Source organism: Pseudomonas sp. NPDC047961, assembly GCF_050272435.1.
In the GTDB taxonomy this organism is placed as follows: domain Bacteria; phylum Pseudomonadota; class Gammaproteobacteria; order Pseudomonadales; family Pseudomonadaceae; genus Stutzerimonas.
Genome location: NZ_JBNNMD010000001.1, coordinates 383,983 through 397,901 on the forward strand (window position 1 = coordinate 383,983; position 13,919 = coordinate 397,901).

Below are 13,919 nucleotides of genomic sequence, written 5' to 3' on the forward strand. Positions count from 1 at the left end.
ACAGTAGCGCTCCCGCCTTCAAGAGCCAGTCTGGATGAAATTGCTGCGCCCTACCCTGCTGACACTTGCCTGCCTGATCGGCCAGCCGGTACTAGCCAACGACCTTCCCTCGCTCGGCGACTCCAGCTCCGGCATCGTCTCGCCAGAGCAGGAGCATCAGCTGGGCAGAGCCTGGCTCAGCCTGTTGCGTGGCCAGGTCCCTCAGCTGTCCGATCCGCTGCTGAAGGACTATCTGGAGCGCAGCGTTTATCGCCTGGCCGAAACCAGCCAGCTACAGGATCGTCGCCTGGAATTCGTGCTGCTCGACAGTCCACAGCTGAACGCCTTTGCCGCGCCCGGCGGCATCATTGGGGTCAATGGCGGATTGTTCCTTCATGCGCAGACTGAGGCTGAGTACGCCTCGGTACTCGCGCACGAACTGGCCCACCTGTCGCAACGCCATTTCGCTCGCGGGCTGGAAGCGCAAAAACGAATGCAGCTACCGCTGATGGCGGCCATGCTCGCCGGCGTCGTCGCCGCTGCGGCTGGTGCAGGCGATGCCGGCATCGCAGCCATTATTTCGACCCAAGCGGCTGCAATTCAGTCTCAGCGTCGTTTCTCCAGACAGAATGAGCAAGAAGCCGACCGGATTGGCATCATCAACCTCGAACGAGCCGGCTACGACCCGCGCGCCATGCCTGAGATGTTCGGCCGCCTGATGCGCCAATATCGTTACGACCAGAAGCCACCAGAATTCCTTCTCACCCACCCGGTCACCGAATCACGTATTGCCGACACCAAGAACCGCGCCGAGCAATACCCCGACACAGGCGTCGAAGACAGTCTGAAGTATCAGTTGCTACGCGCTCGCATGGACCTGAAATTCGAAAGCACGCCCGGGGTCAGCGCCAAGCGCTTCCGCGCGATGCTAGCGGACGATCCGAACCTCGACGCGGCTCGCTACGGGCTGGCGCTGGCGCAGATGAAAAGTGGCCAGCTGAAGGAAGCCGCGTTGAACCTTGAGCCATTGCTGGCAAAAGAACCGGACGATGCCACCTACAACCTGGCCCAGATCGAGCTGGACATCACCGCTAACCGCCTTGCCGCCGCGCGCGCGCGGATGCAGGGCTTGCTTAACCTTTACCCAGGAAATTATCCGGTACGCCAGGCGAACATTGATCTGCTGATCAAGGAAAACAAACTGCAGGATGCCGAGCAGGAGCTTGACGCTCTAGTGGACGCCCGGCCACAGGACCCGGACATCTGGTATCAGGTTGCAGAAATCCGTGGCCTCACCGGTAACATCATCGGCCTGCATCAGGCCCGCGCGGAATATTTCGCACTTGTTGGGGATTATGATCAGGCAATCGAGCAGTTGGACTTCGCCAAACGTCGCTCGAACAACTTCCAGAGCGCGGCACGAATTGATGCCCGGCAGAAACAGCTGATCGAAGAAAAACGTATGGTGGAGGACATGTTGCGTTGAGTCTGCAGCAGCCTCAGTCTGCCGCAGGACTCAGGTTCACAACCCGCCCAAGCTCTTGCGTCAGGCGTTGCCAGCCTGCCTGATTCGAGCAGCCTGAGTGAATTCGAGCATGCGTTTGAGCGGCTTGACCGCTCGCGGAATCAAAGCCGGATCGACCCGTATCTCGTTGCTGCCAGTGCGCAGGCAATCAAGCGTGCGCTCGAGTGTATTCATCGCCATCCACGGGCAATGAGCGCAACTCCGACAGGTGGCGCCACTGCCGGCCGTCGGCGCCTCGATGAACTGCTTGTCCGGGCAAAGCTGCTGCATCTTGTAAAAGATCCCCCGGTCCGTAGCGACGATGAACATCGGGTTGGACAGGGTCTGAGCAGCTTTGATCAGTTGACTCGTCGACCCTACAGCGTCGGCAAGCGCGATCACCGATTCAGGCGACTCCGGATGGACTAGCACTGCTGCGTCCGGATAGAGCGCTTTCATGTCCTCCAACTGCTTTGACTTGAACTCCTCGTGAACGATACAAGCGCCGTCCCACAACAGCATGTCGGCACCGGTTTCACGCTGCACATAGTTTCCGAGGTGCTTGTCGGGAGCCCAAATGATCTTTTCGCCGTTGTCCATCAGGCTCTCAACGATTTCAAGGGCGCAACTGGAGGTGACGACCCAATCGGCACGCGCCTTCACCGCGGCCGACGTATTGGCGTAAACAACGACGGTACGCTCTGGATGCTGGTCGCAAAATGCCGAGAACTCCTCGACCGGGCAACCCAGATCCAACGAACAGGTGGCCTCCAGCGTCGGCATCAGGACGCGCTTCTCGGGATTAAGAATTTTTGCAGTTTCACCCATGAACTTGACGCCTGCGACAACCACGGTCTGCGCGCTATGTTCATTGCCGAATCTTGCCATCTCCAGCGAATCCGAAACGCAGCCGCCGGTCTCCTCGGCTAACGCCTGGATCACCGGGTCGGTGTAATAGTGGGCAACTAGCACCGCATTCTGCCGCTTCAGTTCGGCGGCGATATCACTGCGCAACTGCGCCTCCTGCTCAGGCGTCAGCGGCTTGGGCTGCTTGGCCGCCAGGTGAGCCTGCACCAGAATACGTTCGGGGATATGCGTCATGTTCGCTGGTTCCTGCAAGCACGGCGGTGTACGAGCCGCCGATTATAGCCATCGAGGCCGAGAATACGGACGTAGCGAAGGAAGAGATGAAGCGAGGACGGGCCGAGCCTTTCACCCCTGCCGTTACCAAGGGGGCGGAATACTAGCCGAAGCTTTCAGAAAAGTGAAAGCGGATGGGGACACAACGAAAATATCAGCCTGAACTGAAAAGCCCGCCGACTTTCGTCGGCGGGCTCTGCATCACTTGCCCTTGAGCATGTGTCCACGTTCTTCGAGATTGGTATGCCAATCCATCGCTTCGTGCAGCAGGTGCGGCGTCTGCCCACCCTTCTTGCAAGCCGCATCGAAGTAAGCATTCAACGCATCGCGGTAGGACGGATGCACGCAGTTGTCGATGATCGCACGCGCACGCTCACGAGGCGCCAAGCCACGCAGGTCAGCCAGGCCCTGTTCGGTTACCAGGATGCTGACATCGTGCTCGGTATGGTCGACGTGCGCGACCATCGGAACCACGCTGGAGATATTGCCGCCCTTGGCGATCGACTTGGTGACGAAGATGGCCATATGAGCATTACGGGCGAAGTCACCCGAACCGCCGATGCCGTTCATCATCTTGGTACCGCCAACGTGGGTTGAGTTGACGTTGCCGTAGATATCGAATTCGAGCGCAGTGTTGATGCCGATGATGCCGATGCGACGCACCAGCTCCGGATGGTTGGAAATCTCCTGGGGACGCAGAACTAGCTTGTCCTTGTATTTTTCCAGATTGCCGAACACGCGGTTGTTGCAGCGCTCGGACAGGGTGATCGAACAACCGGAAGCAAAAACCATCTTGCCCGCGTCGATCAGATCAAAGGTGGAGTCCTGCAGCACCTCGGAGTACATCACCAGATTTTCGAACGGCGAATCGATCAGGCCGCACATCACGGCATTGGCGATGTTGCCGATACCGGCCTGCAGCGGGCCGAGACTGTTGCTCAGACGACCTGCATCAACTTCCTTCTTGAAGAAGTGGATCAGGTGGTTGGCGATGGCCTGAGTCTCGTCGTCCGGCGGCGTGACCGTGGAATAGGAATCAGGCTGGTTCGTCACAACGATAGCGGCGATCTTCGCCGGGTCGATCGGGATGGCGCCAGTGCCGATGCGATCATCGACTTTCAGCAGTGGAATCGGCTGGCGATTCGGGCGCTCACCCGGGATGTAGATGTCGTGCAGACCTTCCAGGTTGGGGTTGTGCGCCATGTTCAGCTCGATGATCACCTTGTCGGCAAACAGAGCCAGGTTGGCGGAGTTACCCACCGACGTGGTCGGCACGATGTGACCATCTTCTGTAATAGCAACGGCCTCGATGATCGCGAGATCGGGTTTCTTGATCTGGTGGTTACGCATCTGCTCGACGGTATGCGACAGGTGCTGATCGATGAACATGACCTCGCCGGCGTTGATCGCCTTGCGCAGCGCTGCGTCTGCCTGGAACGGCATACGACGGGCCAGCAGGCCAGCCTCAGCCATCAGGCCGTCCAGATCATTTCCAAGGCTGGCGCCGGTGATCAGGCTGATTTTCAGCGGGTTTTCCTTGGCGCGCTTGATCAGCGCCATGGGAACGGCCTTGGCTTCACCGGCACGGGTAAAACCGCTCATGCCGACAGTCATACCGTCGAGCACATGAGTAGCGGCCTCGTCGGCGCTCATGACCTTGCTATGCAGGGAGGACAAGCGGATGCGATCAGAATACATTTGAGCCTCGAACCACTGAGAAATCGGAAGATGGCAGTCTAGTACGTTTAAAGACGCTCGGGTCACATACCAAGGTCGTAGAGGAATTGACCTTAATAACCGTGTCGCACGCTCGTTCTTATAGCTTTATAAACTGCGGATATAACAAAGCCGGATGACCTTTCGGCCTCCGGCTTTTTCGTTCCCTAGGGAATTTGGTGGGTCGTGTGGGATTCGAACCTACGACCAATTGGTTAAAAGCCAACTGCTCTACCAACTGAGCTAACGACCCGATGCGGAGCGCATGATACTGATTTGATTGAGTAAATCAAGTTTTTTTTGAATCACTTGTAGCGTGTAGGGTCAGGGACACCAGCTTCGGTGAAGCCGGCTGCACGTAATCGGCAGCTGTCGCACTTGCCACACGCGCGCCCATCTTCGTCTGCCTGATAGCAGGAAACGGTCATGCTGTAGTCGACACCTAAACGCTCGCCAGCTTGGATGATCTCCCCTTTGCTTAGGTCCTGCAGCGGGGCATGAATGGAAAACCCGCGCCCTTCTACACCCGCCTTGGTGGCGAGATTGGCCAGCCGCTCAAAAGCCTCGACAAACTCCGGACGACAATCGGGATAGCCTGAGTAGTCGACTGCATTCACACCAATGAAAATGTCCCGGGCGCCCAGCACCTCAGCCCAACCCAAAGCCAGCGAAAGAAACAGGGTGTTGCGTGCCGGCACGTAGGTGACAGGTATTCCTTCTCCTAGCTCTTCAGGCACGGCGATACTGCTATCGGTCAAAGCCGATCCGCCGATCCCGTTAAGATTCATACCAATCACCTTGTGCTCAACTACGCCCAAGTGCTGAGCCACCCGCTCCGCAGCCTGCAGCTCTGCGCGATGACGCTGGCCATAATCGAAGCTCATGCTGTAGCAGGCATAACCGTCAGCTTTGGCCATCGCGACCACGGTCGCCGAATCGAGCCCGCCGGACAAGAGGATTACAGCTTTCTTGGAAGTCATAATTAAAGCCCGTCGAAAACCGCTGCGACCAGTCAATGCCCAGGCGCATCGTTCCAGAGAATTTTGTGCAGCTGCAACTGCAGTCGCACCGGAAGGTTGTCGGCGACCATCCAGTCGGCCAGCGCCCGCGCCGCTACCTGCCCATGGCTGGGTGAAAAAAGCACTTCACCCGCCCGCGCTTCTAGCCTGTACTCAATCAGCTTGGTCACTGCCCAGTCGTAGTCTTCACGCGAGCAGATCACGAACTTGACTTGGTCGTTGCGCGTTAGATGACCGATGTTCTCGTAGCGGTTGCGTGCCACTTCTGCCGAGCCTGGCGTTTTCAGGTCTACCACCCGACTTACCCGCACGTCAGTCGCCGAGATATCCAAAGCGCCACTGGTTTCCAGAGAAACTTCGTAGCCGGCGTCACATAAATGCCTAAGCAATGGTATGCAGTTCGGCTGGGCCAGTGGTTCACCACCCGTGACGCACACGTACCGCGGTCGATACGCGGCGACGCGTGCCAAAACAGTATCGAGCGACATGACCTCGCCGCCACTGAAGGCATAGGCAGTATCGCAGTACTGACAGCGCAGCGGGCAGCCGGTCAGGCGGACGAACACAGTGGGCAGGCCAGTGGAGCGGGTCTCGCCCTGCAGCGAATGGAAGATCTCGGTAATTCGCAAGGTATGGTGCATATCAGCCACGGGCGTAACGGCTAAACAGGCCATCCGCCTCCGTTGCGGGAAGGGGCCGCGATTCTAACGAAAAAACCCGCCGGAGGGGCGGGTTTGAAGCAGAAGCAAGGGATGGCCTATCGATTCAGCTGACGCTGAGCCAACTGCGCAGCTGAGCTGTTTGGATAATCGGCAATGACCTGCCGAAGAATCCCGTTGGCCTTGTCACGGTTACCCATACGCAACTCGACATCCGCAAGCTTGTACAACGAATCGGGCACCTTGTTGTGCTGAGGATACGCCTGGCTGACGCTGGCGAACGCCTGTCCGGCACCTTGCAGATCACCTTTGGCGAGATTCACTTCACCCAACCAATATTGGGCATTACCCGCGTAGGGACTGCTGGGATACTTGCGCAGGAAAGCGGCAAATGCCTGACTGGCTTTGTCGAAATCCTTTGCTTTGATCAGATCGAATGCAGCGTCGTAATAAAGCTTTTCCTTTTCAGGATCAGCTGACTGGCTGCTCGCCGTTTGCGCTGATGAGGTGCCTGTGGGCGCCTGCGCGGCCCCGCTAGCGTCAATTGCGCCAGCGGTCGAAGAATTCTGGCTGGTCGATCCACCCGAAGAGGCAGCCGACAAGCGACGGTCTAAATCTTGATAACGCTCCAGCCCTTCCTGCTTCAGGCGCTGGATCTCGTTCTGCTGCACTTCGAGCATACCGCGCAATTGCGCGATCTCTTCCTGCATTTGTTGCAACTGCACGAAGAGCATGCCCTGCGCCGAAGACGGAGCTGACGCTCCGCCCCCGACATAGGCACCGCCAGTATCCGCCCCGGTTGAATAACCCGACCCAGCCGCACCACCTTGGTTTTGCGAGTCGTAGTCCACTACCGGAACCTGGGCCGCCGCAAACAGCGGCAGTCCAAGTGCAAAAAGCGTCAGAGCATAACGGTGCTTGAGCATGGCTTATTACTTACGCAGTTCAACGCGACGGTTCTGAGCCCAGGACTGCTCGTCGTTGCCCATGGCAACCGGACGCTCCTCACCGTAGGAAACCAGTTCCAGCTGTGCAGGCGATACGCCCTGCAGAACCAGGTAACGCTGAACAGCCTTGGAGCGACGCTCGCCCAGAGCCATGTTGTACTCACGAGTACCACGCTCGTCAGTGTGGCCTTCCAGAACAACGCGGTTGCCAGCGGACTTCAGATCCTTGGCATGAACGTCCAGAGCGCGCATGGCTTCCGGCTTCAGGTCAGAGCTGTCGTATTCGAAATAGAAAGTAGTGATAGCGCGCAGAGCAGCTTCTTCGCTCATGCTGCCGTCAACGGCACCACTGTCGGCACCATAACCAGCGTTCGGATCAATGGCAGAGGAACCTTCGCCTGAATCGTCGCCGCCCTTGGACGAACAACCAACAGCTACGGCCATAGCCAGAGCCAGCGCAGCGAACTTACCGAATTTCAGCATTTCCATGTGTAACAACCCCAGGTGTGTTTTGGTTAGATAAAGCGTTGATACCGCATCAGTTCAGGTAAGGGGACCACGATGGCTCACGGACTTCGCCTTGAGCAGTAGGAAGCGGGAGCCTAACTCGACCATTGATTGATACGAGCATCAAGACTCCCCGGCCCTGCTGGCGGGTCGCGTAGATTAGCATGGTGCCATTAGGCGCAACAGTGGGCGACTCATCTAAACTTGTCTCGGAGAGGATGCGCAGATTGCCACGCTGCAGGTCTTGCGCCGCGACCTTGAAATTCGTGTAACCCTCCTGACGATGGATCATGACCAGCGTCTTCTCATCGGCCGACAACTTAGGGTTAGCGTTGTAGTTGCCCACAAAGGTAACGCGCTCTGCGTTATTGGTGCCAAGACGCTGCTTGTAGATCTGCGGCTTGCCGGCGCGGTCTGAGGTGAAATAGATGGTTTGGCCATCAGCACCCCAGAATGGCTCCGTGTCGATCGCATAATGGTCAGTGAGACGCTGCAACTGACGCGAGCCGAGGTCCATCACATAGATCTCTGGATTGCCGTCCTTGGACAACACGAATGCCAAGCGATTGCCGTCCGGCGAGAATGCCGGAGCACCGTTGAGCCCCTCGAAATTGGTGATCTGTTCGCGACGACCGGTATCGATGTGCTGCATGAAGATGCGCGGACGCTTCTGCTCAAATGAAACGTAGGCGATACGGCGTCCGTCCGGCGAATAACGCGGGGAGAGGATGGGCTCTCGGGATTGCAGCAAGGTCACCGCCCGAGCACCGTCGTAGTCGGAGCGTTGCAGGGTATAGCGAGTATTGGCCCCACCAAGACGCTCGACTGTGACATACAGCAGACGGGTCGAGAACGCGCCTTTGATGCCCGTGAGCTTTTCGAACGCCTGATCGGACGCGTAGTGCGCCATGTCCCGCAGTTGGTCTTGGGAACCACCCACAGTGCCAGTCAGGATCTGCTGTTCGGTGGCTACGTTGTACACCTCGTAGCGGATCTGCAGCTTGCCGGCAGCCGGAGTGATACTACCGACCATGACGTACTGCGCGCCGAGCGCCTTCCAGTCGCGAAAGATGATCTCAGTTCCACGAGTGGGCAGACTGATCATGTTCTGCTTGGGAATCGGCTGGAATATTCCGGAATTGCGCATGTCATTGCCGATTATCTCGGCCATGTCTTCAGGCAGGACAGTGCCACCCTGCCAGCCGAACGGCACCACTGCGATCGGGATGGCCCGGTCCGCGCCACTGGTAACAACGATGTTCTTCTCCTGGGCTGAGGCATTACCCAGCACAAACAAGAGAAGAACGATGAAACCTCGAAGGTAATTGATCACAACGCAAGATCCTCAGGCGTAAACGTCATCGTGAACGAACGATACGGCTGAAAATCCTGAGCAGAGAGCCCCTGCATCTCGGTCAGCCGACCGATATTCTTTACTGCCGCTACTGCGGAGCTGTCGAACGGTGCATCGCCACTGGAACGTGAAACAGTCGCAGCGGTGATGGTGCCGTCCGGCAGCATGTTGACCCGTAGCGTTACCGACATGTTATTTCGCGCCGACGGTGGCCGAGTCCAGTTTTCAGCAGCCCGCATGCGAATCAGATCATCAAAATTGCCCGCAGTCTGGTCGCCCTGTGTATCGGCCATCGCCTGCTGCCGTTCCGTATCATCCGAAAGTAGCTCGGCCAATGCTTGTGCCTTTTTGTCTTCAGCAGCCTTACGGGCAGCGTCGGCTGCGGCTTTTTTCTTCGCCTCCTCGGCGGCCTTCTTCTTTGCTGCCTCAGCAGCCGCTTTTTTCTTCGCCTCTTCTGCAGCTTTCTTTTTTGCCGCTTCGGCAGCGGCCTTCTTTTTCGCTTCCTCGGCGACTTTTTTCTTCTGCGCTTCTTCAGCCGCTTTTTTCTTGGCTATCTCCGCCTGCTTCAGCTGCTCGGCTTTTTTTGCTTCATCTGCTTTCTTGGCTTCGGCGACTTTCTCTACTGCATCAGCCTTGGCTGCCTCGGCCTTTCGAGCCTCATCAGCCTTTTTTTGTTCCGCAGCTTTTGCGGCCGCCTGCTTTTGCTGTTCGACCTTACGCTGCTCCAGCTGCTCGGCTTCATACTGCTTAGCAGCGGTCTTCTGCGCTTCGCCCGCAATTTTCTGGTTCGTTTGTACTTTGGCCTGGCTCTGCGATTTGAGCTGATACAGGGTGGCCTGGACGATAGGCTTGGATGGCGGAAGCTCCGGCGTCATGGCGAAGCTAACGAAGAGCATCCCAAAAATAATGACATGCAGGCCCACCGCCAAAATGGTGGGCCAGTAGAGACTCTCAGAGCGCGAACGATCCGGCTGTTGCATCAAGGCGCCTCGGTAATCAGGCCGACGTTACCCACGCCCGCTTCCTGCAGCCCGCCCATCGCCGCCATTACCGAACCGTAATCCACGGCTTTATCGCCTCGCACGAAGACCTGGATCTGCTTACCCTGACTGCGGTTCTGGTTCATGATCGCGGTGACCGCCTTGGTCATTTCCTCGAGCGTCAACGCCTTGTCCTGAACGGTATCGGTGTCGACCTCGCTGCCGATGTTCCAGTAATAAGTCTTGTCGGCTTTGATCGAGATTGTCAGGACCTGCGCATCGTTATCCTGAGGCAGCACTTCGCTGCTGACCTTTGGCAGGTCCACCTTTACACCCTGGTTGAGCATTGGGGCAGTCACCATAAAGATCACTAGCAGTACCAACATCACGTCGATGTACGGCACCACGTTCATCTCGGCGACGGGTTTGCGTCTGTTGCGAATTCTTGCCATGGCCAGCGGGCCTCAATCTTCGGAGGTATGAACTTTGCGATGGAGGATCGCCTGGAACTCGTCGGCAAAGGTGTAGTAACGACCGATAAGCATCTCGCCACGCGCCGCGAAGCGGTTGTAAGCGATGACCGCCGGAATTGCCGCAAAAAGCCCGATTGCCGTAGCAATCAGTGCTTCGGCGATACCTGGCGCAACGGTGGCTAGGGTAGCTTGCTGAACCTGCGCCAGCCCGCGGAAGGAGTTCATGATGCCCCACACGGTACCGAACAGGCCGATATAAGGGCTGGTCGAACCAACGGTTGCGAGGAACGGCAGGCCCTGCTCGAGCTTTTCTTCTTCGCGAGAGATGGCCACTCGCATCGCACGATTCACACCATCCATAACCGCGTCCGGATCGACGCCCTGCTGCTGACGCAGGCGGGAAAACTCCTTGAAACCTGCCCGAAAAATCTGCTCGACGCCCGAGTCCGGATCCGGATTGCTTCCGGCCTGCCGGTAGAGCTTGGACAGGTCGATACCCGACCAGAAACGCTCCTCAAAAGCGTCCAGCGCACGCTTGGCAGCTCGGATCATATTGCCGCGCTGAAAAATCAAGATCCATGAGGTCACCGAGGCGCCTACCAGGATCAGCATGACCAGCTGAACCACAAAGCTGGCGTTGCTGATCAGGCTCCACATGGACATATGATCGACGTTGGATTCCACGCTTACTCTCCTGCTAAAGGTAGACCCGACCCGACGAAAGCGACACGAAGCAGCTCGGGAATGGGCCGGGGTTTCAAACTCTCGGTGCGCACACAGGCCACCACGAACTGCCCTTCACAGAGCAGTACATCATCGTCAGCTCGCCGCACCTGCTGCTTAAAACGCAGGCTTGCACGCTTCACCTCGACCACTTCGGCTGTTACCAGCAACTCATCGTCCAGACGCGCCGGAGCGTGGTAACGCGCTTCACTCGAATGCACGACGAAAAGCAGGTCTTCACCAACCAGCTGCGACTGGGCAAAACCCAGGCTACGCAACCGCTCGGTACGGGCCCGCTCCATGAACTTTAGGTAATTGACGTAGTAAACGATGCCGCCCGCATCGGTATCTTCGTAATACACGCGACACCGATGGGAGAACAATTGAGCTTGTGATTCCGCGCGCATACTAGTGCCAGGCCCTGCAATTGCCAATCGGGTAAAACAAAGAAATTTTCGTCACTCTGTGTCGCCACTGAAAAGGTCGGGAGTCGGTGTATCGCCCAAGCGTTTTGGCAAATTCAAACCAAAATGCAGATAGGCGTGACGCGTGACGACGCGCCCCCTCGGGGTGCGCATGATGTAACCCTGCTGGATCAGATAGGGCTCAAGCACATCCTCGATGGTGTGACGTTCCTCGCTGATAGCAGCTGCAAGGCTGTCGATGCCAACCGGACCGCCATCGAACTTCTCGATCAACGTCAGCAGCAAACGGCGATCCTGATGATCCAGACCGCGCTCATCGACATCGAGCATGTTCAGCGCGAGGTCTGCAGTACTGCGGCTGATTTCGCCATTACCACGCACTTCGGCGAAGTCTCGAACCCGACGGAGCAGGCGATTGGCAATACGCGGCGTACCACGGGCGCGACGGGCGATTTCAACAGCCCCTTCCGCCTCGATAATTAGACCGAGGATTCCGGCTGATCGAGTTACGATCGTTGCCAGGTCAGCCGTCGAGTAGAACTCGAGACGCTGGACGATACCGAAACGATCGCGCAGCGGATTGGTGAGCATGCCGGCCCGCGTCGTCGCGCCAACCAGGGTGAACGGGGGTAAGTCGAGTTTGATCGAGCGTGCCGCGGGGCCCTCACCAATCATGATATCGAGTTGAAAATCCTCCATCGCGGGATAAAGCACTTCCTCCACGATTGGCGACAGTCGATGGATCTCGTCGACGAACAGGACATCACCCTCTTCCAGGTTCGTCAGCAACGCCGCAAGATCACCCGGCCGCTCAAGCACAGGGCCTGAGGTGCTTTTGATCGAGACACCCATTTCCTGGGCGATGATGTTGGCCAGCGTGGTCTTACCCAGCCCTGGCGGACCAAAGATCAGCGTGTGATCCAGCGGTTCTTTGCGTCCACGCGCCGCACGGATGAAGAGATCCATCTGCTCGCGCACCACCGGCTGACCGATATATTCAGCAAGACTCAGCGGGCGGATGGCGCGGTCGAACTGCTCCTCGCGGTCCCGACCGGTGGCAGTTATCAGACGATCAGCTTCGATCATAACCGCTCACCCTTGCTGCACGCCGAATCAGGCAGAGCGCAGATGGATTGCGAGATCAGACACCACACGGGCAACTCGCCGCGGTCGCAGGGAAGCGAATAACGCTGCGCCCCAAACGTGGCGAGCAACCCAGCAAAAAAAGCTCGAGCAACCACGTTAGACCATTCCCTTCAGTGCACGGCGGATTAGGTCTTCACTGCTCAAATCGTCTTCCTGTACGGCGGCTACGGCACGGCTCGCCTCTTGCGGCTTGAATCCAAGGGAGATGAGCGCGCTGACGGCATCACTCTCGGCGCTTGAGACTGCCACAGCCCCCCGAGGTTCCGCCACCAAGGTAGCGATGGACGGCATGGTCTCCCAGGCCTTGAAACGATCCTTCAGCTCGACCAACAGCCGCTCGGCGGTCTTCTTGCCAACACCGGGGATTTTGACCAGCACCGAGGTGTCCTGCGCCTGGACACAACGCACCAGTTCATCCACCTCAAGGCCGGACATGAGCGCCAGCGCCAGCTTCGGCCCGACGCCATTGAGCCTGATTAGCTCACGAAACAGTTCACGGTCGCGCTTCTCGGCAAAACCGTAGAGCAGATGCGCATCTTCACGCACCACCAGATGGGTGTGAAGCATGACTGGCTCACCCACCGAAGGCAGGCGATACAGTGTAGTCATGGGTACTTCGAGCTCGTAGCCGATGCCGTTGACATCGAGAATCAGATGAGGCGGCTGCTTTTCCGCCAAGGTCCCACGCAAGCGTCCAATCACGTTGATACATCCTCGTTCGATCGATCTTTAGCCGATCGGATTGCTCATACAACTTCAAACAACACCGGTGAACTCAGCTACAGCCGCAGGCGTCCGCCTCTTCGCTTAGCGCCGGCAAGACCGTGTGGAATCAGGCTCTGACGATGATGTGCATGACACAAGGCAATGGCCAGAGCGTCAGATGCGTCGATTTGCGGTTTCTGCGTCAATTTCAGCAGATGCATCACCATCATCTGCACCTGCTGTTTATCCGCCCCGCCAGTCCCTGCAATTGCCTGTTTAACCTGCGTGGCGGTGTACTCCGATATCTCCAGCCCCTGCTCAGCCGCCGCTACGATTGCAGCCCCTCGCGCCTGCCCCAGCTTCAATGCGGAGTCGGCGTTGCGCGCCATGAACACCTGCTCGATGCCCATCGTCACAGGACCATGAAGCCTAATGACTTCGCTGACGCCGCAGAATACCGCCTGCAAGCGCGCCGAAAGCTCACCGCTGCCGGTCCGAATGCAGCCCGACGCTACATATTCGCAGCTGCGACCGTTATCCCGCACTACGCCGTAGCCGGTGATCCGTGAACCGGGGTCAATCCCCAGAATAAGCGTCATGCAGTCGCCATACTGTCTATTTATCCAGCCACCAGTATAAGGA

At 57.8% G+C, this 13,919-nt stretch carries 15 protein-coding genes and 1 tRNA gene; 1 reads left to right on the top strand and 15 read right to left on the bottom strand.

Annotated features, from left to right (window positions below):
- Positions 1 to 34: 34 nt before the first annotated feature.
- Positions 35 to 1,465: a M48 family metalloprotease gene (locus tag ACQKIK_RS01765; protein ID WP_241530618.1), complete on the top strand. Its 1,431-nt coding sequence runs from the start codon at positions 35 to 37 to the stop codon at positions 1,463 to 1,465.
- Positions 1,466 to 1,525: 60 nt separating this feature from the next.
- On the opposite strand, the gene nadA is transcribed toward ACQKIK_RS01765, so the two are convergent.
- The 15 genes from nadA to ruvC form a co-directional block, all read right to left on the bottom strand.
- Positions 1,526 to 2,584 (bottom strand): quinolinate synthase NadA, encoded by a 1,059-nt coding sequence (nadA, locus tag ACQKIK_RS01770; RefSeq protein ID WP_045428712.1) that lies wholly within the window; start codon positions 2,582 to 2,584, stop codon positions 1,526 to 1,528.
- A 240-nt stretch (positions 2,585 to 2,824) separates the two neighbouring features.
- Positions 2,825 to 4,321: a succinyl-CoA:acetate CoA-transferase ScpC gene (gene scpC, locus ACQKIK_RS01775; protein ID WP_045428714.1), complete on the bottom strand. Its 1,497-nt coding sequence runs from the start codon at positions 4,319 to 4,321 to the stop codon at positions 2,825 to 2,827.
- A gap of 195 nt (positions 4,322 to 4,516) precedes the next feature.
- Positions 4,517 to 4,592, bottom strand: a tRNA-Lys gene (locus ACQKIK_RS01780).
- Positions 4,593 to 4,644: 52 nt separating this feature from the next.
- Positions 4,645 to 5,319 carry a 7-cyano-7-deazaguanine synthase QueC gene (gene queC / locus ACQKIK_RS01785; protein WP_463308487.1) on the bottom strand — a complete coding sequence of 225 codons (675 nt, stop codon included), beginning with the start codon at positions 5,317 to 5,319 and terminating at the stop codon, positions 4,645 to 4,647.
- A 32-nt stretch (positions 5,320 to 5,351) separates the two neighbouring features.
- The gene (gene queE, locus ACQKIK_RS01790) at positions 5,352 to 5,999 is read right to left on the bottom strand and encodes a 7-carboxy-7-deazaguanine synthase QueE (protein WP_241531127.1); all 648 of its coding nucleotides are present in this window, start codon (positions 5,997 to 5,999) and stop codon (positions 5,352 to 5,354) included.
- A gap of 116 nt (positions 6,000 to 6,115) precedes the next feature.
- Entirely contained in the window at positions 6,116 to 6,943 is an 828-nt protein-coding gene (gene ybgF, locus ACQKIK_RS01795) for a tol-pal system protein YbgF (RefSeq protein ID WP_241530616.1), read from the bottom strand.
- Between the two features lie 6 nt (positions 6,944 to 6,949).
- Positions 6,950 to 7,453 (bottom strand): peptidoglycan-associated lipoprotein Pal, encoded by a 504-nt coding sequence (gene pal, locus ACQKIK_RS01800; RefSeq protein WP_045428720.1) that lies wholly within the window; start codon positions 7,451 to 7,453, stop codon positions 6,950 to 6,952.
- 49 nt (positions 7,454 to 7,502) lie between these two features.
- Positions 7,503 to 8,780, bottom strand: coding sequence for a Tol-Pal system beta propeller repeat protein TolB (tolB, locus tag ACQKIK_RS01805; RefSeq protein WP_231108065.1), 1,278 nt, complete (start codon positions 8,778 to 8,780; stop codon positions 7,503 to 7,505).
- A gap of 20 nt (positions 8,781 to 8,800) precedes the next feature.
- Positions 8,801 to 9,805 carry a cell envelope integrity protein TolA gene (gene tolA, locus ACQKIK_RS01810; protein WP_064481965.1) on the bottom strand — a complete coding sequence of 335 codons (1,005 nt, stop codon included), beginning with the start codon at positions 9,803 to 9,805 and terminating at the stop codon, positions 8,801 to 8,803.
- Positions 9,805 to 10,257: a protein TolR gene (gene tolR, locus ACQKIK_RS01815; protein ID WP_045428725.1), complete on the bottom strand. Its 453-nt coding sequence runs from the start codon at positions 10,255 to 10,257 to the stop codon at positions 9,805 to 9,807. The genes tolA and tolR overlap by 1 nt, the downstream gene beginning before the upstream one ends.
- 12 nt (positions 10,258 to 10,269) lie before the next feature.
- Entirely contained in the window at positions 10,270 to 10,962 is a 693-nt protein-coding gene (gene tolQ / locus ACQKIK_RS01820) for a protein TolQ (RefSeq protein ID WP_045428727.1), read from the bottom strand.
- 2 nt (positions 10,963 to 10,964) lie between these two features.
- Positions 10,965 to 11,408: a tol-pal system-associated acyl-CoA thioesterase gene (ybgC, locus tag ACQKIK_RS01825; protein ID WP_241530615.1), complete on the bottom strand. Its 444-nt coding sequence runs from the start codon at positions 11,406 to 11,408 to the stop codon at positions 10,965 to 10,967.
- 51 nt (positions 11,409 to 11,459) lie between these two features.
- Positions 11,460 to 12,512: a Holliday junction branch migration DNA helicase RuvB gene (gene ruvB / locus ACQKIK_RS01830; RefSeq protein ID WP_499134552.1), complete on the bottom strand. Its 1,053-nt coding sequence runs from the start codon at positions 12,510 to 12,512 to the stop codon at positions 11,460 to 11,462.
- A gap of 156 nt (positions 12,513 to 12,668) precedes the next feature.
- Positions 12,669 to 13,274, bottom strand: coding sequence for a Holliday junction branch migration protein RuvA (gene ruvA / locus ACQKIK_RS01835; RefSeq protein ID WP_064481963.1), 606 nt, complete (start codon positions 13,272 to 13,274; stop codon positions 12,669 to 12,671).
- Between the two features lie 77 nt (positions 13,275 to 13,351).
- On the bottom strand, positions 13,352 to 13,876 hold the full coding sequence (gene ruvC / locus ACQKIK_RS01840) for a crossover junction endodeoxyribonuclease RuvC (RefSeq protein ID WP_045428734.1): 525 nt from the start codon (positions 13,874 to 13,876) through the stop codon (positions 13,352 to 13,354).
- Between the last annotated feature and the right edge of the window lie 43 nt (positions 13,877 to 13,919).